We start from the raw sequence: 23,917 nt of genomic DNA on the forward strand, positions 1-23,917 counted from the left end.
ACGACGAAGTGGAGGACCCCATGAGCGCCCAGCCCGAGCACCTTCCCGCCCCGCCACCCGCTCCGGCCCCGCGCGCCGCAGCGCGACTGCTGGCCCGAATCCGCGCCGAACGAACCGAGCGGGCCCAGCGATGGCTGCCGGCCTTCGAACGGGACTGGGCCAAGGCACTGGAGGACTCCCGCCAGACCTACGACCTCTCCCCGCTGCACGAGGTCGTCCGCACCTGGCAGGTCCGCCTGGACAGCGCACCCGCCGTCGACGCCTTCACCGCAGGCGGCATGAACGACGACGACGGCATCGACCTCGCCGAATTCCTCGGGCCCCGCCCGTGAGCGACCGGGTATGGCCCGCCCGCCTGTCCCCACAGGCCGGCAAAATCCTCACCCAACTCCCCCCGCACGCCCAGCAGATGGTCGCCGACCTCCTCGACATCGCCTCCCGCACCCCCTGGGGCTGGCCGCAGTGGGACGCCACCGACCCCGAAGGCGAGGACGTGCGCTGCGCCTCCATCGGCCAGCTCAGCCTGATCTACCTGGTCAACAGCGCGGCGGGGCGGTTGTACGTCATCGACATCGTCTGGCTCGGCTGACCCTGACACAGGGCGGTATTTCGGGGGAGGGGTTGATCATGCCGGGTGACATGCGGCGCATCCAGACCGCGGTGCTGGGCGGCGCAAGGTCCGATATCCCGCTGATCCTGCCGCTGGAAGCGATCGAGGTGGAGGCCTTTCGCCGCGAGCACGCCGCCGACACCTTCTGGTGCGGCCTGCTCCTCGGCGGCTGCGGCAGCCGGCTCGCCACCAAGCTCTACACCGACCGGGTGTGCCACTTCGCGCACTTCCCCGACCCCAACGGCGCCCACGTTTGCGAGCGCCGGGCCCGGGACGTGGCCAGCGCCGACCACCTCTACGCCACCGCCGCCGCCCGGACCTGGCTCCACGCCCAGGGCCATCGGGCAACCGTCCGCCACGGCACACCGCTCGGCTCCGTCGTCGACCTCCACCCCGGCCCCCGGGCCCGCGGGCTGCGCCTGCACCTGGACGCCGCGATCGCACCCGTGTGGGACGACGAGAGGACCGAGCCGGTGCTGGGCGTGTCCGTCCCCGTCGACGACCGGACACTGGTGGACCGCCGCTACGTGCACCGCGTGCGGTTCGACAGCGTCGGCACCGCCCGCCGGGTCCGCATCGGCACCCAGTCCTTCGCCCGGGGCACCGAGTGGTTCGCCCTGGACGACTGCACCCTGACACCCGAGGGCCTGCACACCCCCGCCGTCGAGCGGATCACCCGCGCCCGCACCACCCCCGCCCGCCAAGGACTCTGGCGGCCACCCGCGCCCGCCTCCCGAAAGGATCACACGCCACCCGAGCTGCGCCTGCAGGCCGCGATCGCCTCGGGCTCCCGGCTGGCCGTGCTGACGGCATGCCGGGAGATCGAGGCGGCCGGCCTGCACGAGAGCCCCGGCGCCGAGCTGGTGGCCGCCGCGCTGGAGCGGGCGCGGGCCTGGCTGGACGGGCAGAGGCGGGAACGCTCGCGGGTGCTCGAGCAGTTGCGGCAGGCCGTGCACGACGGCGCGGTGGATACGGCGCGCACCCTGTTGGAACGCGTGGACCGGCGCTCCCTCAAGCACCGGAGCCAGGAGGAGCGGGACACCGTTGCCGCCGCGATGCGCCTGCTCGGCACCCACAGGCGCGAGCAGGAGACCCGGGCCACGCAGGAGCGCCAGGAAGCGAAACGGCGTGCGCGGCAGGCCGACGGGAACGGCGAGCGGCAGCCCGCCCAGGAGCGCCGCACCCGGCCGGACCGCACAGCCGCCCCGGCCGGGCGACCGGCCGGCCCACCGCCACGGAGCCGGCAGCCCGATGCCGCAGCAGCGGCACACCGCCGAATGCAGGACATCCTCCGCGACCTGCGCCGCCTCGGCACCGGCCTGGGCCCCCGCACCCTGACGCACCTGCTGCGCTCGCTGTCGACGGCGCTGAACGCCGCCGGGGACCGCGTCACCCCGCAGCAGCGCCAGGAGGCCGAGGACTGGTTGCGCCGCGGCCGGCGACTGCGCGGTGCCATTGCCAACCCTGCACCCGAGACCGCACCCACCGGCTCCGACATCCGGCCGGGCAGCCGCCCCAACGTATCCGCCGGCTCGAAGAAGAAGCGCCACCGCTGACGATCCACAGGGCACGACCCTCATATTTGCTCGGCCGACCCTCGGACGGTTGGTGGGTGGGGTTACTGCCAGGAGATCAGTTGTGGATCCCCCTGGGCTTTGACGGCTGCGGAGGACACGGTTGTGATCTTCTGTGGGGTGGATCCCGCGGTCAGGTCGAGGCGGTAGAGGTCGATGGTGGTGCCCTGTTCGGAGAGGAAGGCGATGGCTTTGGCGTCGGGTGCCAGGACGACGTTGCGGTTCTTGCGGTCGGTGTCGGGCAGAAGCGGATCCACCGCCTCGGCCTTGGTGAAGGCGGCGTCGAAGCGGACCCGGAAGAGCTTTGTGCCGGTGCCGCAGACGAGGGTGTGGTCGTCGATCCACAGGGCGGGTCGGCAATCGCTGGGAACCGTCGGGACGCCGAGCCCCAGCCACCCCCTGTTCCCGAGCCCGCCCGGCTGCGCCCGGGGCCAGGACGGGAACATCTCACGGGGCAGCTGTCATCGGGCCGCGCCGGGCAGGACGACGATCCGGGCGCCGTTCGGCGCGGTGCGCCCCAGCAGACGCAACTCGTCCCGGTTGCGGACGAAGATGACCAGCCCCGCCAGCCGGCTCCAGTCGACGAACCGGGGCCGGGGCCGCAGGACGCCGTAGGGACGCCCGCCGACGAACATTGCCGTGCCCAGGGCCCAGCGCCGGTCTCCGTCCCGGTGCCGGAGCACCGCATGGACGCCATCCAGGACCAAGGCCTGGGACACGGCGGCGGCGTGCAGGCGTTCGCGCTCCCCGGAGGGTAGGTCGACTACCCACCGGGGCTCCGCCACGGGCCCGTCGGGTGCGGTGGGCTGCCGCGCCGCCTGGGCCGGGGCGGTGGCCGCAGCGGCCGCCCGCTGTCGCGCCAGGCCGCGGCGGCGGTCCGCCTCCCTGCGGCGGGACTGCTCCTCCCACTCGGCGAGCAGCCGGTGACGCTCCCTGGAGTGATCGGCGTCCGCACGGATGTATCGGTCGGCGCTCCACACACCCGCCCACCGGTGCCCCTCGATGTCCAGCCCGCCCGGCACCGGGTGCGCCACCGCACGGCCGGCCAGGACCCAGCCGACGAAGGACCGAAGGTCGGCGGTGGCCTGCTGCCAACGCCCGTGCCCCAGGGTGCGACCCAGCAGGCACTCGTCGCACTTCTCGACGGTGAACCGCACCAGCCCGCCGGCCACCGTCCACCCCGCCCGCTCCTCCCCAGGCGGCCGGACGTGAACGGAAGGCACCGCACCCACCCACGGGCGCAGCTTCGTGGCCACCCAGCACACCCGCACCGCGTCCTTGGCGAACCGCGCGGTGCGCCGGGCGACCTCCTCGGCCGTGATCGGGGAGAGCTGCGCCTCCCAGGCCATGCGGACGGTTCCGTCGGGGGAGGAGGCCATGACGTCGGCCCGCCAGTCGCCGCCGGGGCCGCGGACCTCCAACTCGGCGTGGAACCCGGCAGCGCGTACGGCGCTCGCCAGCTCCAGCTTCAGCAGGTGGTGCTCCATCGACTCGCCGCTCAGCGCGCAGTCGGGCGCCCCCGGGTCGTGGGCGAAGAACCGCAGCCGGTGGCGGGAGACCTTGGCGTGCATCCCGTGCCCGCACTCCGGACAGGCCAGCGGCACCCGAGGGCGCGCCCGGTGGACCGCGCCCCAGGCCCATCCACACCCGAGGTCCTCCAAGCTGGCATCCAGCCGGCCACGCTCGCCGTGCACAGCGGTGATCGCCACGCATCCCCCACCCCCTTGGCCCGCACCGACCAGGCCCCCAACCACCTACCTCCCAGACCCTTCCCCGCACCCGGGCCCCGCGCACCTACGGCCCCGGGCCTCAGCCGGGCGTCCCGTCACCGGATCGTGTGCACCCAAGAGGCAGCACACGGGGCAGACCTCTGCCCTACTTCAGGCGTTTCCGGGCGCGTCGGCACGGTGCTCTGGCATACCTGGAGAGCGCAACGCCCCAGGCGCCCGCGCGCCGGAAGGAAGGACCAAGTTCGTGCCGGATACCAAGCCCCGTCCCAAGACCGCCCGCAGCGGCGCCGCACCCGACCCGGCGGACGCCGACCGCGCGCAACCCCCGACAGCGGTCAAGCAGATGCTCGCCCTGACGCACTGGGTCGGTCAGGGACGCCAGTTGACCACCACGCGGCAGCTGCGCCGCGCGGACGCGCGGCACCTGGTCGAGCTGCTGGCAACCGGCGACCAGGACACCGGCACCCGGTCCGCCGCACACCTGCACGGCCTGCAACGCCTGCTCGCCTGGGCGCACCGCATCGACCTGCTCCACACCGACGGCCCCCGGCTGCGCCCCGGGTCCGCCGCCACCCGCCTGGGCGAGAACCCCACCGCCCTGCGCAAGGTGCTGTTCGCGACCGTGCCCCGGCTTGAGGACACCCGCCGTGGCTGGCACCTCGTGCGCCCCAACCTCCAGGGAGCGGCCGACTTCAGCGCCGGCCTGGTCGCCCTGTGGCGCCGCCTGCGCACCGGACCCCTCACCGAGGAGGACGCCGCCCAGGTGGTCTGGAACGAGCTCGCCGGCCCCTACCAGCTGGAACTGCGCCCACCCCAGGGCCTGGCCACCTGGAAGGCGATGGTGGCCAAGGACGTCACGGCAACGCTGCGCCTCTACGAGGCCGTGGGGGCTGTCCGGATTGAGGACGGCCGCGTCGCTCTGACCTCCTACGGCCTGCAGCGGGACCTGACCGTCGTGCGCGACAACGACTTCGACCCGCGCAAGCTCGGCGAGGCCTTCATCCACGAGGAAGTGTCCTCCCAGGTCTTCCACCCCGGCGGGGACACCACCACCGAGCTCGCCCCCGCCGTGTGGACGCTGGCCCACCGCGGCTACAGCGGCTCCGGCCGCCTGGACATCTGGACCTACACCAGCCGCAAGCGTGCTCTGAAGGCCGGGGCGGACCTGGCCATGGCCTGCGCAATGGACGACCACGAGGCGGCCCGGTCGCTGTACGGGGCCGGCCGGTACGAAGACCTTCTCGCCCTGTACGAGAGCCACCACCCCGAGACCCACCTCCTGCGTGTCCAGCCCAGCTTCCTGGACACCGAGCGGTAGGCGCACCCACGAGACCCGCGTTTCTGGGACCGGAAACGGTGCGGCGCCCTTCGGCAGCGACGGGCGGCCCGCCTTCGACCAGTCCGGACGCCGTTGGCAGGTCACCATCGCCGCGCCCACCGCGGGTGATCCGCGCGCCTGTCCCACGCCCGTCCTCGCCACCCGCCGCCCGTCCCGGCCCGACGGCGAGCCGATCACCCCGCTCTACGTGCTGGCCGCCGACGTCAACGCCAGCCGGGCGGCTGGGGTGATCGCCTTGGTCCAGGGGCCCGCGGCCCTCGCCGACATCACCGCCGCCCTTCACTGAGGCTCGCCCGCCAGCGACCGAGACCGCGGCCCAGGCTGTGCTCAAGGCCCTCGACCCGCTTGTCCGCGAGCGCATCGAAGTGCTGCTGCGCCCCGGACACGTGGTGGCCCGGGCGGCCCTCGATGGGCTTCTGCTGGCGTCTGCGTGCCTGGTCCCGCGGCAGGCAGGCAGGCAGGCGCCGGGGCGACCGCGCGTGCTGGGGGTCACCGGGTGGGCGGGTTCCAGTGGTGGCCTGGGTCGTCGAGCCATACGGTGCGCTGGCCGGCTCGGGTCACGGTCAGTCCGAATCGCTCGTAGCCGGGGCGCCCGGCCTTGTCCCAGGCGTTCCAGGCGGCGTGGATCTCGTCCCACAGCCGCCGCGGCCCCGACTGGCGCACGTCGTACTCGTCCGCGCCGGGGACGGAGTCGACCGTCGCCCAGGACGTCACGGCGGTGTCGAAGAACCACCAGGTCACCGTCTCCCGGTACGGCGCCCGCCGGTAGTACAGGTCCGGTAGGCGGGTGCCGACGGCGAACTGCGCGAGCCAGGAGGCGCCGACGGCCTCCGGGTCCAGATCGGTGGTCGACCGCTGGGCGTCGCCTGGCCACTCGCCGGGCAGGTAGGCGTCCACGGGCGGCGCCTGGTAGCGCTGCTGGCGCATCCGCATGAAGTCCGAGGAGCCGGTGAACCGCCCACTCGCGCTGCGGGCGTCGTCGGCGACCTGGAGGCGGGCGACGGCGCCGCCGCCGAACAGGGTCGCCGTCGGGGCGACGATCAGCCCACCGGGGCAGGTCTGGTCGAGCCAGGCGAGCGGCAGGTCGGTGACCAGGCTGGAGCAGGTGGCGATCAACCGGTCGGCCCGCCCGCCTTCGCCGACCGTCGCGTCGGCGCCGTCCCCGACCAGGACCCGCACCCCTCCCAGGCCCGCCGCGGCCAGGTTCGCCCGCGCGAGGTCGGCCACCGCCTTGTCGATCTCCACGCTCACCACACGGCCCGCGCCCACGCGGTGCGCCAACAGCGCGGCGTTGAAGCCCGGCCCGGTACCGACCTCCCGGACCCGGTGACCGACCTCGACATCAAGGTCACGGAGCATCAGCGCCACCATCGTCGGCATGCTCAGACTGGAGGTGAAGTCCCGCCGGCCAGCCACCTCGTCACCGTCGTCCCACTGCGTGATGGCCGGAGTGTCGCGGTAAGCGCCGGCCAGCCACCCGTCCGGGTCCGCGGCGCGATCGCGAAGGACAGCGCTGCCGTCGACGAACTCCCAGTACACCGGCGGCAGGAACAGATGACGCGGGACAGCCTCGAACACCGCACGCCACCCGGCGTCCAGCGCACCGGCACCCGCCAGATGGTCGACGAGCACCCGCCGGGCGGCCTCCCCGAGGTCGGCGCTCACTTGTGCTTGGGATCCGGCTCGGGATTCTGCCCGTCCGGACTGGGCTTGGGCCCGATCTCCGGACCACCCGGCTTCGCGTGCGCCCCGCCACCGCCGTCGTTCGGACCACCCTTGTTCTCGTCACCCACCGTCAATCCCCTCCCACTCAAAGAAACCCCATCGTGGTCCGCGCCCGGCACGACCCACAAGACCGCCCCCCGCTGCCCTCCCCGATGCCCCGCCCCGCCACGACCGCCTTCGAGGGAGCAGCGCACCTTGGCCGGGCACTACGCTGCTCGTCGTGAGGAACACGAAGGCGTTCAAGGACGCGGTGGCACAGACCCTCTCCGAACTGGCACAGCGGGGGGTGACGGTGCGACCGGGAACGGTCGCCGATGTCATCGAACGCAACACCAGAACGGTGGCTGAGCGTCTGGGGATCCAGGAGCGCTCCGCCTGGCGGTACTTCGACGCGGCCGCCCTCGCGGAGTCCATCGCCCGCCAACAGCAGGAGTTCGAGGACTCCAGCAACGCCTCCGGCGCCGGTCAGGCCCCGATGCCCCCTCTCGGCAACCCCGAGCTGGCACTGATCCTGGCCGGCGTGCCCGACATGCTCGCCGAAACCGGCGGCGACCTGTATGCGGTCATCCTCAACGTCGCCGCCAACGCCTGGATGGCCGGCCACATCCACGGCGAGGACGGCTGCACCGGATGTGAAGGCAGCCGCGGCCCGGCCGGACATGACTGGCAGACCCGGATGAAGGCGATCACCGCCCAGGCGCCGGACATCGACCGGTGGTTCGACCCACAGGTATGGACCGAGGCATTGATCGACAGCGGATTCACCGTCACCCGCCGCTGACCGGAGCCGCCCGCCCCGCCAGCCGCTCCGGTGCTCCCCGCGGCTCAGCACGTGACCGATACCAGGTCTCCCCCCCCGCGACCCGGGCGTGCCCGCGGCCCGCTCCGCTCGTTGAACCAACCGAGCGCCCCGACCAGGGCGTGCGGCTGCGCCTGCTCCACATAGTCCGACTCGTACACCCCCACGGCCCGGACCGTGCAGCGCCGCCGCTTCGGGGCGGCCGGGCCCGGTACACAGGCCGGCCGCCCCGTGCCGCGCCAACAGGCGGCCGTCCACCGGAGCCTGCCGAGCCGGCCCTGCGCCTGTGACAGCCCGACGCCCGGCCTGATCGCCATGGCATGCCCCCGGCTCCCGAGCCCGCTGCCCCACATTGGGCGGTGGGTTCACACCTGGTCTGGGGTGGTGCGGAAGCAGACCTCGAGTCGGTCGAGGGCGTCGAGTGCCTGGTCGAACACGGCGGTCGAGGGCCATGGCGGGGTTTCGGGGCGGTGGGACCAGGTCGGTCGGACGACGGCGACCCGGTACGGGCCCGGCCGGTGCGGGCGTTCTCGTCGTCGAGGCGCACCAGGACGTCGTCGCAGGCCCCGCACTCCAGCCAGCAGGTGAGCGCGAAGCCGTGCAGCAGGTGACCCGGTGCGACCTCCCGGCGAAGTTCACCCACGACGGCCGCGGCCCGGGGCGAGTCCTCGACCTCCCACCACCACTCGGCCTCCGCCTCCGGATCGGGGCACCAGCGAAGCGCCGCCGCCGCTTTGGCCGGCACGCCGAACACCTCGGCCAGCGCGAGGACGGCCGCCCGATCCGCACGCAGCAGCGGCGTGTGGTACTCGGAGAGCTGGTCGGCGAGATCCTCGACGGCCATCTCCCACTCACCCGCGTCCCAGGTCGACACCGTACTGGCCACCGGCACGGCCGGGTCGAGCAGCCCCGTGAGCCTAAGGAACTCGGGGCGGTGGATCATCCAGGGGGTCGTCACAGCGGCCATTGCACCAAAGAACCGCCGAACGCCGCCAGAGCGGCCTCGTGGCGGGGAAGGATCCGCCGCCGACACACCGCGCCGACTCCATCCTCCAGCCCAGGAGCAACTGCTTGTCCTTCAGCCGCCAAGGGCTGCCCCACCACCAGCCTCCCGTCGCCGGAAGACACCGAGCGCCCGCCTGCAGTTCCTGCTTCCCCGCAACCGCCCCCGACCCGGGTGCGCACCCGCCGCTGACCGGAGCCGCCCGACCCGCCAGCCGCTCCGGTGCTCCCCGCGGCTCAGCACGTGACCGATGCCAGGTCTTCCCCGTCGACCCGGGTGTGCCCGCGACCCGCTCCGCTCGTTGAACCAACCGAGCGCCCCGACCAGGGCGTGCGGCTGCGCCTGCTTCGCATAGTCCGACTCGTACACCCCCACGGTCCGTGCGCCGTACGGTGAAGCTCGGGGCGGCCGGACCCGTACACGGTCCGCCTGCCCGGTGCTGTGGCGCCGATCCGCTGTGGAGGGGGCCAGCCGCGTTCGAGCCGAGCCAGGGCAAGGGGTAGGCACCGTATGGACTACGCTTCCGCGGATGTGGATAGTCCTCGCCGCAGTCGCGGGCGTTGTGGGGTTGATCAACCTCGCGCAGGTGTTCATTGGCCGTCAGTTGATTCGGCCATCCGCCAGCCGACGCTCAGCGCTGGAGATCCGCCAGCAGTCGGCCGCCGCCGCCGTTGCGATGCTTGGGGTGTCCCTCATCGGGCTGCACGTTTTCTGGGGCCTTCTGCCCGTGCTGCTCGGGTACTCGGCGCTCGTACTCCTCCTCCTCAAGAAGCGCGCGTCGAAGCGCTGAAGGCGGCAAAACGGCATCGGCCGGCCTGCAGCCATGGCACGGGCTGAGCGGGGTGGCCGAACTGCACGACCTGGCGGCACTGCGGAGCACTACCGACCTGCGGCTGTCGGCGCAGCGAGAACCCGGACACCGGTCACCAACCATTCTGCGCACTCACCCATACCAACCCGGCCGCGCTGCGCCAGGAGCCCGACCATCGGAGCACGCCCGCAGTGCGCCCTCGCAGGCCAAGCGCCCCACGGTCGGCTGCTCGGCCGCGCCGCCCCCGCTTCCTGCGCCTGGGATGGGTTGACCTGTTCACTGTCTGATACGCCCCGTCATAGGGAATGATCACAGAGTGAGTTCATGGTGGGCGGTACGCAGGGACGACTTACTCGCCGAGCTGGCGGCCGCTCTGGTGTTCTTCGGCGCGCAGCCGGTCGAGGACCCCGGCGTGGGGGAGCTCGCCGACACCACACAGGCGTTGGCGGGGGAGTACCGGGCCAGCACCCGCGGCCGCGCGGTCCGCCAAGCCGGCGAACTCCTCGACGCCGCAGCCGGCGAGCTGCGATCAGCCGACCGCTTCCGCGGCGCCCTCCACCCGCAGGTGAACCGCCACCTGCGCCACGCCCACTCGCTCCTGCTACGGGCCCGCGGACACCTGGAGGCAGCAGCCGACGGCGAACACGACAGGACCACCGCACACCGGTAGATGCCCCGGCCCCGGCCGGCCCCGGCGTGGCTGCGAGATGCCCGCCGACGACATGGCGTGTGACCGCATCGGACGGTGACCTCCCGGGCCGCACCTCACACCCCGCGTCCGCCGCCAGGGTGCGGTCACCGAGGAGACCAAGGGGGACAGACGGCGGGGGACCTGGGGGAGTTGGCGTCATGGTCGGCATGGGTGCCGTGGCGCACGGCCCTGGACACCGCACCCGACTGGCCCGGGGTGTATCTCGCCCGGCAAGGCACCGGGCCGGTGGTCTACGTCGGCATGGGCGGCGAACGCAAAGGGCAGGGACTGCGAGGCGACTGCACAAGTACGCCGACGGCCCGGCCTCCGGGCTGGCGCAGGCCGCGCTCGACCAAGCCCTGTCCGACCCTGCCTGGCTGCAGGACCGCCTCACCGAAGCCCAAGCCGGCCAGGCAACCCGGATACGCGAGTGGGGCCGCTCCGCGCTCGACCGAGCACGCATCGAGCTGTGCTGGCCACCACCGCCACCACACAAGACGCCAGGGCGACAGAGCGACAGATCCTCCTCGCACTGCACGACCAACACCTGTGGAACCGCAGCCGACCCCGGCCGCCGGCCCCACCGTCGACCCGCTGAACCCAGCGCCCGGCCCCGCCCCCCCCACACCGTCACAGCCGCAACGACGCGGCCACCAGCCACGACCTCACCTCAGCCCTGCACCTCGGCAACAACCACCCACAGCAACCCCAGCCCGGCCAACCGCGCCAGCCGCTTCCCACCGAGCCGCACCCACCACCGCAGTCCCTCGGCACGAGAGGGCCCGTGATGGCTCCCGCCGCCGGCGCACCGATCCCTGGGAGCCCGCGCCTTCCCGCCTGCTGTGTTGTCAGGTGGCGGCGTCGAGGAGGTCGAGGACGGCGAGAGCGACGGGGCGGGGTGTCATGAGGGGGTTGTCGGCGAGGGTGGCGTCGGCGCTGGTGAGTGGGGCGAGGGCCTCGGTGACCGCCGGTGGCAGGCCGGTGGCGGCGAGAAGGAGCGCGGCGAGCAGGATCTGCTGGTGGGCAGGAGAAGTGTCGCCGACCGTGTCGGGCGCCTGCCACATGCCGGTGCTCGCGTCGATGCCGTCCGGGTGGATGATCGCGGCGACGAGGGCAACCTCGGCTGCGGGGTCTCGGCGCAGGCGGTGGACGACGGCCTCCACGAGGTCGGGCGCGTAGTAGTTCTCTCCGCGTCGGTGCAGGCGGGCGCTGAGGCGCAGGATGAGGATGGGCAGGTGGGCGGCGGGGGCGAGGCCGATTGTGACCGCGCACGCCTCTTCCCAGGTCCAGTCGATCCCTTCACCTGATTCCAGGACGGCTCCGAGCCAGCGGTAGAGACTCTGGGCGTGCGGGTCGTCGGGCAGGAGCCGCGCCAGGGCTACACGCCGCCAGCCGCTGATGTGGAAGCCGATCTCCTCGTCGTTGATCAGGGCCGGTACCCGCCCGTGGCCGGGCTGTTGAACCAGGAGGGTCAGAAGGTCACGGTGTGCCTGGGCATTTGTCGGGGCGCTCACCTGGTCGAGGAAGGCGTCGGCAGCGCTGCCGACGCTGCGCCCCATGTCGGCAGCCTGCGCGGCGAGGTCCAGGAGCCGGGGATCGGACGGGTTGCTCTCGCTGTACCAGGCCAGTACCCGCCTGTCCCGGAGAAGTTCGGGGTGGGCGAGGACTGCGTCCTGCAGTGCGCGCTCGACGTCCGGGTGGCGACGGGCGACGGGCGCGAGCGCCGACCACACCGCGGGCCGGGCAGGGTCCCTGCGGGCGGATCTGCTGGAGAAACGGTCGATCAGCTGGTTGTTGCACTGCCGTTGTAGAACGGTCCAGTTCGCGGCGATGAGTTCGCTGAACTGGCTGTCTGTGGCAGTCAGCGGACGAGCGGAGAGCTTGACGCTGACGGGACTGCGGTCGCGGCCCTCGACTAGGCCGTCCAGCAGGGTGACATCACCCAGGAGCAGCATGATGACCCAGGCGGTCCGGCGCTCATGATCCTCTGCGGTCCAAGAGGCGGCCAAGTCGGTGCGGCACTCCCGCCGCAGCCTCTCCAGGGCCTCCTGCCGGCGTTCTGGAGGGCTCCCGTCGACGGCCTGGCCGCGCTGTGGAGCGAGTGCGCGGGCCAGGGTGGTGGCAGCGGCGCGGCGTACCGCGGGGGAGGTGTCGGACTTCCAGTCCCCAAGGAGGTCGATCACGAGGTCGGTGTCGATGCCGCGACGTGCGAGCTGCTGGGCCGCCACGACCCTCAGCTCGGGCTCCAGCGGGGACAACAGGGCCGTGGCATCGGCGACGATCTGCGCGGCCGTCGGACCCCCGTGCGGTCCGTAGCCGTACAGGACGCCGGAGACCTCGGGCTCGGGCCCGGTCAATGCCTTGCGGGCGTAGGTCAGGACCTCCGGGACCTCGGGCCAGGTGCCGATGATCCAGCCTCGCGCGGTGCCGTAGCCCTCAGTGGGTACGGCATCGAGGCACTGCAGGGCCAGGTCACGGCCGGAGTACTGCTCCAGGACACGGGCAGCCTCCGTCCGGTCGAGGCTGGCGTGGGTGCTCTCCGTGGTGCCTTCGTGGCAGCTGCGCCACAGGCGGCCGATGGCCGACACCACGGTGGAGCGGTCCTCGCCGGAGTGTTCGCGCAACAGATCGGTCAGGCGTTCCATGCCGGCCACAGGGCCGAGTACGTCCGCGGCGATCCAGGCGAGGGCCGCCGCCTTATCGGCCGGTCCGCCGATTCTGCGCCGCAGGGCCTGTCGGGCGACCGGGTCCTGGGCGAAGTGCTTCTGGAGGGCGAAAGCGGCCTGCTCGGACTGCCATGCCTCTCTGTCCAGGAGGGTGATCATGTGATCGCGTGTCTGTTCGGTGGGGGACAGGCGCACCAGATCGACGGATTCCCAGACGCCGGCCCTGTCGCGCTGCAGGCGACGGTACGCAGCGTCGCGGATGGCGGGCTCCTCGGCCCACCTGTCGGGCGCGGCCGTAAGTCGGTCCGGCAGGTGCTCCTTGGAGGCGAGCGCGGCCACCATCCAGTCGATCACCTTGGGATCGCTTCCGAAGGTGACCGGCAGTAGCCTCCAGGCCAGCGCGGTGAAGCCCTGCGGCCCGGGAGATCCGGGGAAGCCGCTTACGAGGCTCAGGCACCGGTCACGGACCTCGGCGTCGCCCTCCGCCGCCTCGCACACCATCTCGACCAGCGCCGAGTCCTGGGGCAGGACCTGCCGTGAACCGTGATCCAGGACGGACAGCAGCCACTGCCGCTCCTCCTGCACCCACGGCGCTGCGCCGCCGTCGGCATCGGATGACTGCGACGATTCGCGCGCTGCCCGGATCGCCACGGCCCGGATCTTGGCGGCACGCTGGCGTCGGCCCCAGGCGATCAGCTCGGTCGTGAGGGGCTCCGCTGGCCACCCTGTGGTCAGCGTCTGAAGTGCGGCACCCTGGGTACGGGCATCCGCCGCACCCAGTACCAGGGCCGCCAGGTCGTCCCGCATCTCGGGCGATCCGCCGAAACGTTCGGCCAACGCCCGGGCCGCCGCGTCCTTCACCCGGGACGCAGGATGGCGGATGCCCGCCAGCAGCGCGGGCTCCGCCTGTTCGGCGGGGATGCCCGTGTTGTGCAGCTCGTACCATGCCCCTGGAGACTGTGTCCGCCCGAGGATCTTCTGGGAGAACCAGGGCATCAGCGACCTGCGTGCCGTGGTGTCCGCGAGCGCGCCGGTCAGCGAGGACAGCAGGCGGGCTCGGTGGGGCATCCACGGATGCCGCTCCACCCGCCGGCAGAGCAGATCGCAGAATCGCCCGACGTCACGGGGTGACAGGCGCACACCGCTCGCCAACGCCTCGGCCGCCAACTCGTACCCGCCCAGGAGCGGCATCGAGTTCTCCGGACCGGCGGCGACGGCGATGTCGAGCAGCGCCGCGACCTCGTTGGCTCGCTGCTGGCCGGCCAAGAGCGCCAGCAGCACCTCGCGCCAGGACCGGTCGCCCACCCGCGCGCGCAGGACCTTCTCCTGCTGCGGAAACGGCAGCCCCAGCAGGTGCTCGGCCACGAGCTGCTCCGCAACCGCCCGGTGGGCAAAGCCGACCGACCCGGCCCCGTACGACACGAGCACCCCGAGATCACCCTCGCCGGCCGCGAGGATCTGCGGCGCCCTGCGCCGCGCCTCGTGCACCTCGTACCCGAGCAGCTGCTCGTCGCACAGCACCTCGACCACCGCGCTGCGCCACACGCCCGCATCGGCGACGAACCCGGCCTCACGCGAGCGCAGACGGTACGCCACGGCAGCCAGAATCTGCCGCATCTCGGCCGTGTCCACCCCCGGCCCCGGCCGCGGCGAGGCACGCCGCCGGATGGCGGGATGCCGTTCCACCAGCAGATCGACCAACCGCTCGTAGGCGTGGACCCGCTTGGCCGGCAGCGGCCCACCCGACCACAGACCCACCAGCATCAGCAGGAACAGCGGAACCCGGGCCAGCACCTCCAACTCCGCCACCGCGCCCAGCTCGTCGCAGAACCTGTCGACCAGGTCGTCCGCCGTCACCCTGGCCGCATCCGGCACCGCCGGCGCCCCAGTGGCCACCCCCGACGCCGCCTGGGGGACCCGGCCGCTCGCAGCGAACGCCATCGCCGCCAGCTGCCGACGCTGCTGCGCGGACAGCGGCGCCATGTGCCCGACCCGCCAGCCGGCGAGCGTGACCAGCCTTCGCAGCGCGTACGGGCGGCTGGAGACGACAGCCGCGACACTCCGGCTCCGCACGAACGTCTCCAACAGGCTCAGCGCAGGATGAGCACTCTCCTCATCGGTCCACTCATCCAACCCGTCCACCACGAGCAGCAGCCGGTCATCCTCCAGAGCCTGGTCGACGAGAGCGTGCAGATGCTGCGCCGAGTGCCGCGTCAGCCACGTCCGCACCGCCGAGCCGACCGACCGGTCGGTGCCCTCGCGGATGTGCTCGCACAGGAAAGGGAACGGCAACCACACCGGAACCCGGGACCCGAACCGGTCGGCAAGAGCGGCCGAACTCGGAGCGTCCTCCAACAGGTCCAACACAACGTGCCGCAGGAGGCTCGACTTGCCGGCCCCCGGAGGCCCGGCAACCACCGACAGCATCCCCCCGGCCAGCCATTCGTCGACCGGGACACGCGAAATGTCCGCCGCTCCCAGATCATCCTCGAGCCGCCCCCGCTGAAGGAGCCCATCCAGAGGCGCCACCATACGGCCCGTATCCCCGAAACGCTCCCCCGCGACCACCCCAGCCCTGCCCAGCCGACCACCCCCCGCCCCCGACGCGAGTGCCTCCGTCCGGGCAGGATCGCTGCCGTCCTGCTCCCCGCGGCCCGCTGCGCCGTCCGTCCGGGATCCGAGCAGAGGGTCACTCCCGCCCTCGGCGATGTCGAGGGTGACGAACCCCGGGGGATCTATCGGTGCTCCCGCAACCGAGGGCACCAGCAGGGAGGAGCCGGTGTCCTGGACAGCGAACGATGCGCGGTAGAGGTCCCGCAGACCCGCCCGCAAGGTCACCACGTCCCGCCCCTGCAAGCGCCCCTCCAGGGAGGCCGCCACATCGGAGCCACAGAACTCCTTCACCCATTCACGGCCGAAGAAGTCGTCCACGAGCTCGGGAAGCGGGCGCATCAGCTCCGATACCCGCTCACGCCCCCAGCGCTCAAGCCGGACACCCAACCGCTCCAACCGGTCAGCCTGCTTGTCGAGCTCCTCCACCAGCTGAGTCGGTCTCAACTCGTGCGTCGTGGCATAGATGAAGACCTCGGACCGGTCCGCCCACGAGCCGGTCACGAACTTGTCGACCGCCGATTTGATCTTCGACGCGGTCAGACTCTTCACTGCCTTCGACTGCAACGTGGTGTACCGCCGCGCAGACGACCCGCCAGAACCGCCTCCTGCCCGGGCATTGCGGACGACCAGGTCGATCCCCTCCTGGCCCTGCCCAGCGGTCCCGTAGAGCTCGGCATACTCAGCACGGCCCTCCCGCTCGGCAAGGCGAAGAAACAGCCGCTCGACATCCGCCCACCCGAGTTCCCCCAGCGGAAGGTAGTCAGCCTTCGTGACCACCGGCGGCAGAACCGGACCACCGGCCGGCGGGGTACGCAACATCGTGGGCACCGCACCCACAGAACGAGTCGATGCACCAGCCACTGCCACGTCGCGCACCATGCCAGGATCCTCCCACGCCACCCCACCGAGCGGTGCCCGATCGGGCATCAGCCCCAGAGCCCAGCCCGGGCCGACCCGCCGTTGAACTGCCCATCTCCACCTTCGTCCTCGGCCTGATTGATGCCGCCCTCCAGCCGGGCCTCCTACAGCAGCCCGCACACCAACCGGCCTGAGGGCGCGACCGCCGCCGCAGCCGGTGCCGGTCGGCCGTCGCCGATGACTGCTCTCGCCGCCCGGGCCTGGCCGGCATCGGCCTCGACGGGTTCCACCAGGCCCGCGTCCGCCCCACCCGCTGCCTGGAGACGACCGCCGACCTCTACACCGTCACCGTGCCGGTCATGGGGATCGCCTACTGGGCGCGCACCATCGACGAGCAGCTCGCCAACACGGACCCCGCCTACGCCACCGCCCGCAACCGTGATCCGCGGCCTGCAGTAGCTGCGTGACCAGAGCACCCACGCCCTGCCGCTGACGGGCCGCGCCACTGTCGGACTGAGTACGCCGATCACCGTTTTGATCACCATCCACCCGCCGGTGATCCACTGGCACCACACCGACCGGCTCCCGCCCGAGGACCCGAGGTTCGTCTGGGAGGCCGGCCGCCGTGCCTACAACCAGGCCTTCGCCCATCGACCGGTGCTGGAACCGCTGAGGGACGTCGCCCAGCGGTTCGCCGCCGAACGCGCCCGATCCGGCTCGGCCCTGACTACTGCGTAGGCGTCCTGCCCCTGCGGAGAGGCCGGCGTCCTACTCCCCGCTCGCGTTCCACTGGTGCCAGTCGTTGTTGGCTCTCTGGTTGACCTGATCGAACATCCACTGCTCGTAGTCGTAGTCCGGGTTGCGCATCCGCTCCTGGTAGTCGTCGTAGGTTTCGTCGGGGTGGATCTGCCCAGTACGCCGCTTGATCTCCTCGTCGCGCTCGCGGCGCTCGAGGTAGTCCTGGACACGGGGGTCGGAGTCCGCACAGGTGTACCCCCAGCTCCGGACCGCAGCGGGCGGGTGGAGCCGGTTGTCGATTCCGTCGCGGACGGTGTGCCACCGGCCGGCGTCGTCCCCCTTAACCCTGAGGGCGGTGAGCAGCGCGGCGAGCTGGTCGCGAGTGGGCAGGGCCTTGCCCTCCAGGATCAGGTGGATGCTCGAGCGCGGCACGCGGTGGCCGCCGGCAGCGGTGGCCCGGTCCAGGTGCGCCAGGGACAGGCCAGCACGCCTGCGCAGGTAGGCCAACGCCCGCCCCAGGGCGGCGGTGGTGCGGACCTGCTGCAGCCGCTGGCCGGGCCCGGACGGTGACCTGCGCGCCCGCTCGGCCCTGGCGCTCTCCCACAGCGCACGGGCCCGGGCGGCGCGCCGCTGCGCGGCCGGCTCCCCAGGGCTGCCAGGGGGAGCGGCGGCACGGGCGAAGGCCTCGACGGTGACCAGCAGCGGCATCCGGGTACCGCTAGCCGCCTGACTGAGAGTGGTGGCCCCCCGGCGCCCCGGGGAACCGCTGGCGCCGGTGCGGTCCGCCAGATCGGAGTACCGCAGGCCGGACTCGTCCTTGAGGTGGCGCAGGTAGGCGGCCAACGCCTGCAGCTGGGAACCGGACCCGGTAGCGGCAGCCTTGGGGAGACGGTTCATCGTCAGCGGCCCTTGCGCCGGGCCGCCGGGCGGCCACCGGGCATACCGCGCATGATCAGGTGGGCCACGGCACCGGCGATGACCACCAGCGCGTCCGGGGCCGGACGGCCGATGGCGGCCAGGGCGCCCGACACCACCACGACCACCACCACGACCACCACGTCCGCCACGTCCAGGCGACCCGGGTCGGCGCGCACCGGACGACCGGGACCGGCGGGCAGGGCGGTGGAGCAGGAGAGCGGCGTCGGGACGCCAGACGGCAGAGAAGACGAGGACATGGCGAAGCTCCAGAGGAAGTAGGGGCACTGGCGGCACAACTGGGCACCACCCGAGTGGAGTTGCGGGGCTGCGCCTCCGCGGACAAGGAGAATCTTCCGTTTTCCCGCCCCCGGATTCCACTCGCTTCGGGACCCGTCCAGGCCGACGTCTTCACCCGAGAAAAAACCGCCCCTCATCAGCGCAGCTCAGAGCAGCCGAAAATCAGTAGGATCCGAAAACGTCCAGAGCCCTGGACGGTCACCGAGCCTTGGCGACCCGCGTCGGCGCGACGGTGACAAGGCGACCGGCGCCGCCCTCGAGGACGGCGCCGATGTCAGCCCGCCATAGAGGTTCGGGACCGACCAGCCGGGGGCAGCGCCTTCGGCATGACGATTCCCACCAGGCCGCCCCCACCCCGCCGCCCGGCGGTGCCCGCCCTCCCGCTGCTCCCGGCGGTGCCCGCCCTCCCGCTGCTCCCGTCCGGACCCGAGCCTCGCAGCCGCCGACCTCGGCGCCGGCGCGGGCGGGCTCTGGCTGACGCACCACGGGGGCTGACCGCCGACGCCTTCGGCTGCTTCAGCCTCGGCCTGATCGTCGTTGCCATCCAGTCCGTTTTCCCCAGGGGCCCGCGCACCGGCTGGCCTGGTGGCGAGCCCCTGCCACCAGCCACCGGCCGCCGCTCACGCGTCGCCGCCGGTCGGCAAGGGCGGCCCGCCAGACACCGCCGCCGAGCTCAGGACGTGCACGACACCACCCCGGCGCGAGTGCGCCAGCCCGGTGCCGATCACCACCGACCGGCCCCCGCCCGTCCAGGGCGAGGGCCGGCCGTACGGCAGCAACGATCAGTCGACGATCGGGGCGCCCTCCCAGCAGCCCCACATACCGGGAACCTGGTACTCGACTTCCCCGGCCAGGCCGGTGCGCGTCCTGAGCCCGGCGGCGACGAAGCCGCTGCGCTGGCCATCCCGGTTCCAGAGCCACTGGTCCGAGACGCCGCAAGCCTTGAAGAACTCGTGCGGGTCGAAGTTGGAGTCGTTGTAGCCGAGGACCTGGGCGGTGACCCATGCGGCGTTGATCTTGACTTTCTCGGCCTCGGCTGGGGACAGCACCTTTTCCGCAGAACCGGGACGATCGCGGTCCCGGCGGTGTCCGGCCCGGTCGGCCCGGATGTGCGCGTCGGACCAGTCCTGCTGGTTGATCTCGGCGGCGAACTGCGCCGCCAGGCGACTGAGTGTCATCGCAATACCTGCCGATCAGGTAGTAGTGGACAGCCGCTCCCCGATGGAGCGCCACCGACCGGCCGAGGATATCGCCCGAAGCGGTACAAATGCATCCGTATTTCCCCAGGCCGCCCACCAGCCCCTAACCGCTGCCGCCCCCGGCTGCCCCTGATGCTCGCCAGTCACACCCCGAGCCCTACCTCGGCCCCGCCCGTCTAAGCTCCGCCATCGCCGCCGGACCACGACGACCGCTGCTCCGCGCGGCCGTACCGCCGCAGGGTTGCCGCGCCCTGCTGGAACCAGATAAACCACCCCCGCCAGGTCGCAAGCCGCGGCAACCAGAGCCGGCCGCACCACGGCCCCAGCGCGCGGCCGGCCACCCAACCTCCGACCGCACGACCCCGCCGGACCCGCCGGACCCGCCGGTGTCAGTGGCGCCGGGCACCCTTGAAAGGTGCAGTACTCGGACCTCGTTGCACCACCGACAGGCGTCTACCGAAACGAGCGGGAGATGGCCGACAGCGTGCTGGACATCCTTGCGGCCCACTTCCACATTGAGCGGGAAGTCCCGGGCCGGTACCCCACCGGTGAAGCCGTCCGCATCGACGCCGTCCTGCGGCCCATCGACCCCGCCGGCTGGTTCGACGCGGAGCCGATCCTCGGGGTCGAGTTCAAGTTCCCCGAGAACATCCACAGCTTCGGCGACTTCGGCGCCCAGATCGCCCAAGCCGCCGACTACACGCACTGCACCTTCGGCCCCTACGGGCGCCTGGCCGTCTTCCTCTGCCCGTCCCCCATCTCCCAACTCCTCGCGCAGACCGAGGCCACCATCACCAGGAACAACTGGATGCTGCCCCAGTGGCGCGCCCACCTGACCGCGGTCAACGAGCAACTGCCGACCCCCTGGACACCGCAGGAACTCGAGACCGAAGCCCTCCGCTGCGCACTGGACGCCGCCCGCAGACGGGACGCCCGGGACGCATCCGCCCGCGCCGAGGGACACCGCAGCGACGCCCACCGAGAACGGATCCTGCTCCACCAACAGGCCGCCTTCGTCACGCGACTGCTCGGGCAACTCGGCGTCGGCGAGCTGATGCCCCACCGCAGCCGCGGATGGACGCTGCTGCGATGCGGCGAACCGGTGTGGAGCCAGACCAGCGGACCGGTGCGCCGCAGCGGCACCCTGACCCCCAAGCTGGGCAACCGGTAGCCAAGCGGAACGTCGCCTCCCGACAAGCACCCACGCCTCACTACCCGCCCCCCGGCCCGGTCAGACCCAGGCGCCCGACGCCCACGGAAGGCCGAGCTCGGCCAACACGGCGAGCTGCACCTGATCAAGGCGATCGCGACGGCTCTTGATGTTCGACAGCCACACCCCGAGCTTCACCTCACCATCCCCCACCGCTTCCACATGACCCCGGGGGACCACCACCCGCTGCTCCCGCTCGACGTACTGCCGCAGCGCCGCCACACCCCGCTCGAACGCCCCAGAACCACCACCGGCCGCCGCGCCCGGCCGTCCCACCGCGACACCCGCCGCTGCGCCGCCCTGCCCGGCCGCCGTACCCGCCGCTGCGCCGCGCGGTTCAGCCGCTGCACCCTCCTCGGCACCCGGCCGACCGCCAGCCGCCGCGCCCAGCACCGAACCAGACAGCCCGCCCCCCGCTGCTCCCCGGGGCCCGGGGACCGGGTGGGGTTCGATCCCGAGTCGGGTCAGGCGTTCGCGCTGGCCGGGCATGAGTGCCTGCCAGGTGACGGGCTGGCGTTGGCGTTCCAGCCAGCGGCCGATGTCGTCGCCGTGCACGGTGACACCGGGCACCAGGTCCGCCAGGGTGGCGCCGCCGTCCAGGCAGAGGGCGACGCCTGCCCAGTGCCGCTGCCACGCGACGGGCCAGTGCGGGTTCCAGTCCGGGTCGATCTCGGCGAGGGCCGCGGCCCGTCCCGGCTGCCCGGCCAGGAAGCCGGGGCGCCGGCAGTTCGACAGCCACTGGCCCACCGCCTTGTCGAGCGCCACCGCCCCGCGCGGTGCGGCCAGGGTGCGGTGCTCGGCGTACCAGACCCGCGCGGCGGCCAGGTTCTCCTGGAACGCGGCCTCCTGCTCGTCCCACACCATCCCCAACGCCTCCAGACGCTGGAACCGACCGCCCTCCATGGCTCCCGCCCCGCGCACGCGGCGCTGCACGCTGATCCACCGCCCCAGCCCGTACCCGCCCTCCTTGTGCTCGTGCGGCACCCGCAGGTGCTTCTCCCGCTTCCGGAATGCCCGGGCCGCCATGTACCCGCGCGCCCAGTCCATCCGCTCGGTGTCGATCACGTTGAACTGCACCAGATCCGCCAGGAAGAACGGGTCCCGCCGCGAGGAGAACCGCACCAGCAACCGGCTCTCCTGCTCACCCTCGCCGGGCGCCTGCCCGATCCGCACCGGGGCGGCGTTGGGGGTGTTGGTGGTGGGGATGGCCAGCATGTCCACGGCCTCCTCGTCGTGGGCCCGCAGGCCCTGCAGGACGCGCACCAGCGGCCGGTAGGAGGCGGAGGTGACCATGTCCTCCTCGCTCTCCCCGGGCCGGGTGAAGCAGACCACGACCAGCGACGCCAGCTTGTCGTCCTCGGGCTTCTTGCGCAGCGCCCGCCCGATCGCCTGGACGATCTCGACGGGGGAGCCCTTCGGGTCCAGGAAGGCCACCGAGTCCACGGCCCGCACGTCCACGCCCTCACCCAGGACGCGGCAGTTGCACAGCACCGCCAGGCCCGGCCAACCACCGAACGCCTTCAACACCGTCCGCCGGTCGTCCGCCTCGTGCTCCCCACACAGCCAGCCCACCCACACGGCCTCCGGCGCCGGGTAGAAGCCGGGGATGTCCGCGTGCAGCTGCGCCGCCACCTTCGGCAGACCGGCCGCGAACGCCTCGGCCTCCACCGTCCGATGATGAAAAGTGATCATGGTTCGCAGGCGGTGCTCCGCCGCGGTGCGCATCATCGCCGCCTGGACGGCGCCCAGCCGCAGCCCCCGCACCTCCTCCTCGTTCCGCTCGGGCCCGCGCAGGCGCTCCGGCGTCAGGTAGGGGTCGGGGATCTCCACCACGATGATCTGATAGCGCGCCAGGATTCCCCGGGAGACTGCTTCCCCCATGGTTAGTCTGTATACGACTTTTCCGAAGATCGTTTCATCATCCATCGACGCCGCCAACTCCTCCGGCAACCGATCCCTCACCCCCTCCCGCGACTGCCACCCCGCCCGCTCCTGCCACACCCGCGGCGTCGCCGTCATATACAACCGCCGCACCGCCGGCAGCACCCCCTGCCGATGGACGCCCGCCCACGCCTTCCCCAAACTGCCCGACGTCCGGTGCGCCTCGTCCACCACCATCAGGTCCATCTGCTCCAGTCGTTGCCCGTAGGCGCCCTGGAAGGCCGCCTCCAGCGTCCCGAGGCTGGCGTAGGTGGCGTAGATCGTCACCGGCCCGGTGCCGAACCACAGCGCGAGCTGCAGGGGGTTGGTGGTGCACCGCACGCCCAGCGAGCAGAGCAGCGCGTCGTCCTGCAGCGAGCACACCGCCACCGCTGGCCCCTCGTGCCCGACCCTCCGCCACTCCTGCATGGTCTGGGTCAGCAGGTCCAGGGTCGGAAGCAGCACCAGCACCCGCCCCTCCCGCGCGATCCGCAGCGCCGCCGAGGCGGCGCTGATCGTCTTCCCGCTGCCGCACGGCGAGATCGCCGTCACCCGCAGCCCGCCGGCCGGCACCACCCCGCCCGGCGGGACGTCGAGACCCCGCACGATCGCCTCGACCATTTCCACCTGATGAGGCCGGAGCTGCACAGCCATTTCTGAATTTCCTTCCCAGGGCACCAGCACGAGTCGAACGGGCTGAAAATCGGAAATCAGGCGGACGCCCAGAGGGGGTAGCGCCAGAAATCAAAAGCTACACAGTGCATCATCCTGCATCAAGAGCCACCTCACAGGGTACACCGGACTCAGGAAGGCAGCCAAAAAGTCCACAAGTCCACCAAGGACGGCACGGACACGCTACCCTGACCCGACGTCAAGTCAACAACCTGGTTCCACCCCCGGGGGAGGCCGGCCGAGATGGGACCCGCCCCGACCAGCACAGACCACCCCGGAACAGTCATGACAGCAAGCAACCGAACAGGTCACCAGAAACAGGCACTGGCAAGCCAAGTCAAAACCTACACAGTGCATCAGACCGAGCCACCACCCCTCCTAGTCAGCCGGATTCCCGCTTGCGGGAATCACGTCAATTCGCGCTTGCGCGAATTGACACACCAACAGGATTCCGCCCGCGGAATCCGATTCACGCGCCTGCGCGGGAATCCCGCCGAAGCGAAGCGAAGGCGCTCACTATGCAGCGGCTTGCCGCTGCATTACC

18 protein-coding genes are annotated in these 23,917 nt (G+C 72.2%); 10 read left to right on the forward strand and 8 right to left on the reverse strand.

The annotated features are described in order from the left end of the window. Window positions 1-20: 20 nt before the first annotated feature. The 3 genes from ACFTWP_RS34750 to ACFTWP_RS34760 are packed head-to-tail and all read left to right on the forward strand — an operon-like array spanning window position 21 to window position 2,166. Window positions 21-332, forward strand: a complete 312-nt coding sequence (locus tag ACFTWP_RS34750) for a DUF6247 family protein (protein WP_380269015.1) — start codon at window positions 21-23, stop codon at window positions 330-332. Then, window positions 329-589: a hypothetical protein gene (locus ACFTWP_RS34755; protein ID WP_380269017.1), complete on the forward strand. Its 261-nt coding sequence runs from the start codon at window positions 329-331 to the stop codon at window positions 587-589. The genes ACFTWP_RS34750 and ACFTWP_RS34755 overlap by 4 nt, the downstream gene beginning before the upstream one ends. A gap of 50 nt (window positions 590-639) precedes the next feature. After that, a complete protein-coding gene (locus ACFTWP_RS34760) occupies window positions 640-2,166 on the forward strand; it encodes a hypothetical protein (protein ID WP_380269018.1) in 1,527 nt (508 codons plus the stop codon). A 62-nt stretch (window positions 2,167-2,228) separates the two neighbouring features. On the opposite strand, the gene ACFTWP_RS34765 is transcribed toward ACFTWP_RS34760, so the two are convergent. Next, on the reverse strand, window positions 2,229-2,630 hold the full coding sequence (locus ACFTWP_RS34765) for a hypothetical protein (RefSeq protein WP_380269019.1): 402 nt from the start codon (window positions 2,628-2,630) through the stop codon (window positions 2,229-2,231). A gap of 15 nt (window positions 2,631-2,645) precedes the next feature. Next, on the reverse strand, window positions 2,646-3,938 hold the full coding sequence (locus tag ACFTWP_RS34770; protein ID WP_380269020.1) for a competence protein CoiA: 1,293 nt from the start codon (window positions 3,936-3,938) through the stop codon (window positions 2,646-2,648). Between the two features lie 220 nt (window positions 3,939-4,158). Here ACFTWP_RS34770 and ACFTWP_RS34775 point away from each other — a divergent pair, with 220 nt between their 5' ends. Together ACFTWP_RS34775 and ACFTWP_RS34780 are read left to right on the forward strand one after the other, a co-directional pair. After that, window positions 4,159-5,232, forward strand: a complete 1,074-nt coding sequence (locus ACFTWP_RS34775; RefSeq protein WP_380269021.1) for a hypothetical protein — start codon at window positions 4,159-4,161, stop codon at window positions 5,230-5,232. Then, entirely contained in the window at window positions 5,198-5,539 is a 342-nt protein-coding gene (locus tag ACFTWP_RS34780) for a hypothetical protein (RefSeq protein ID WP_380269022.1), read from the forward strand. The genes ACFTWP_RS34775 and ACFTWP_RS34780 overlap by 35 nt, the downstream gene beginning before the upstream one ends. Before the next feature lie 203 nt (window positions 5,540-5,742). Here ACFTWP_RS34780 and ACFTWP_RS34785 read toward each other — a convergent pair whose 3' ends face one another. Further along, on the reverse strand, window positions 5,743-6,918 hold the full coding sequence (locus ACFTWP_RS34785) for a methyltransferase domain-containing protein (RefSeq protein WP_380269023.1): 1,176 nt from the start codon (window positions 6,916-6,918) through the stop codon (window positions 5,743-5,745). A 280-nt stretch (window positions 6,919-7,198) separates the two neighbouring features. Here ACFTWP_RS34785 and ACFTWP_RS34790 point away from each other — a divergent pair, with 280 nt between their 5' ends. From ACFTWP_RS34790 to ACFTWP_RS34800, 3 genes are all read left to right on the forward strand, one after another. Beyond that, the gene (locus ACFTWP_RS34790; RefSeq protein WP_380269024.1) at window positions 7,199-7,759 is read left to right on the forward strand and encodes a hypothetical protein; all 561 of its coding nucleotides are present in this window, start codon (window positions 7,199-7,201) and stop codon (window positions 7,757-7,759) included. A 1,550-nt stretch (window positions 7,760-9,309) separates the two neighbouring features. After that, window positions 9,310-9,570: a hypothetical protein gene (locus ACFTWP_RS34795; RefSeq protein WP_380269025.1), complete on the forward strand. Its 261-nt coding sequence runs from the start codon at window positions 9,310-9,312 to the stop codon at window positions 9,568-9,570. 337 nt (window positions 9,571-9,907) lie between these two features. Continuing rightward, on the forward strand, window positions 9,908-10,261 hold the full coding sequence (locus ACFTWP_RS34800; protein ID WP_380269026.1) for a hypothetical protein: 354 nt from the start codon (window positions 9,908-9,910) through the stop codon (window positions 10,259-10,261). An 869-nt stretch (window positions 10,262-11,130) separates the two neighbouring features. On the opposite strand, the gene ACFTWP_RS34805 is transcribed toward ACFTWP_RS34800, so the two are convergent. Beyond that, window positions 11,131-16,440: an NACHT domain-containing protein gene (locus ACFTWP_RS34805; RefSeq protein ID WP_380269027.1), complete on the reverse strand. Its 5,310-nt coding sequence runs from the start codon at window positions 16,438-16,440 to the stop codon at window positions 11,131-11,133. 513 nt (window positions 16,441-16,953) lie between these two features. Between ACFTWP_RS34805 and ACFTWP_RS34810 the strand changes: the two genes are divergently transcribed. Then, on the forward strand, window positions 16,954-17,157 hold the full coding sequence (locus ACFTWP_RS34810) for a hypothetical protein (protein WP_380269028.1): 204 nt from the start codon (window positions 16,954-16,956) through the stop codon (window positions 17,155-17,157). Between the two features lie 30 nt (window positions 17,158-17,187). Here ACFTWP_RS34810 and ACFTWP_RS34815 read toward each other — a convergent pair whose 3' ends face one another. From ACFTWP_RS34815 to ACFTWP_RS34825, 3 genes are all read right to left on the reverse strand, one after another. After that, window positions 17,188-18,054 carry a helix-turn-helix domain-containing protein gene (locus tag ACFTWP_RS34815; protein WP_380269029.1) on the reverse strand — a complete coding sequence of 289 codons (867 nt, stop codon included), beginning with the start codon at window positions 18,052-18,054 and terminating at the stop codon, window positions 17,188-17,190. Window positions 18,055-18,056: 2 nt separating this feature from the next. Then, window positions 18,057-18,332 carry a hypothetical protein gene (locus tag ACFTWP_RS34820; protein WP_380269030.1) on the reverse strand — a complete coding sequence of 92 codons (276 nt, stop codon included), beginning with the start codon at window positions 18,330-18,332 and terminating at the stop codon, window positions 18,057-18,059. Window positions 18,333-19,154: 822 nt separating this feature from the next. Continuing rightward, the gene (locus ACFTWP_RS34825) at window positions 19,155-19,550 is read right to left on the reverse strand and encodes a hypothetical protein (protein ID WP_380269031.1); all 396 of its coding nucleotides are present in this window, start codon (window positions 19,548-19,550) and stop codon (window positions 19,155-19,157) included. 493 nt (window positions 19,551-20,043) lie between these two features. Between ACFTWP_RS34825 and ACFTWP_RS34830 the strand changes: the two genes are divergently transcribed. Next, the gene (locus tag ACFTWP_RS34830; RefSeq protein WP_380269032.1) at window positions 20,044-20,742 is read left to right on the forward strand and encodes a hypothetical protein; all 699 of its coding nucleotides are present in this window, start codon (window positions 20,044-20,046) and stop codon (window positions 20,740-20,742) included. Window positions 20,743-20,802: 60 nt separating this feature from the next. On the opposite strand, the gene ACFTWP_RS34835 is transcribed toward ACFTWP_RS34830, so the two are convergent. Next, window positions 20,803-23,355: a Helicase associated domain protein gene (locus ACFTWP_RS34835; RefSeq protein WP_380269033.1), complete on the reverse strand. Its 2,553-nt coding sequence runs from the start codon at window positions 23,353-23,355 to the stop codon at window positions 20,803-20,805. Window positions 23,356-23,917: the final 562 nt, after the last annotated feature.

This window comes from Kitasatospora sp. NPDC057015 (assembly GCF_042673745.1).
In the GTDB taxonomy this organism is placed as follows: domain Bacteria; phylum Actinomycetota; class Actinomycetes; order Streptomycetales; family Streptomycetaceae; genus Kitasatospora.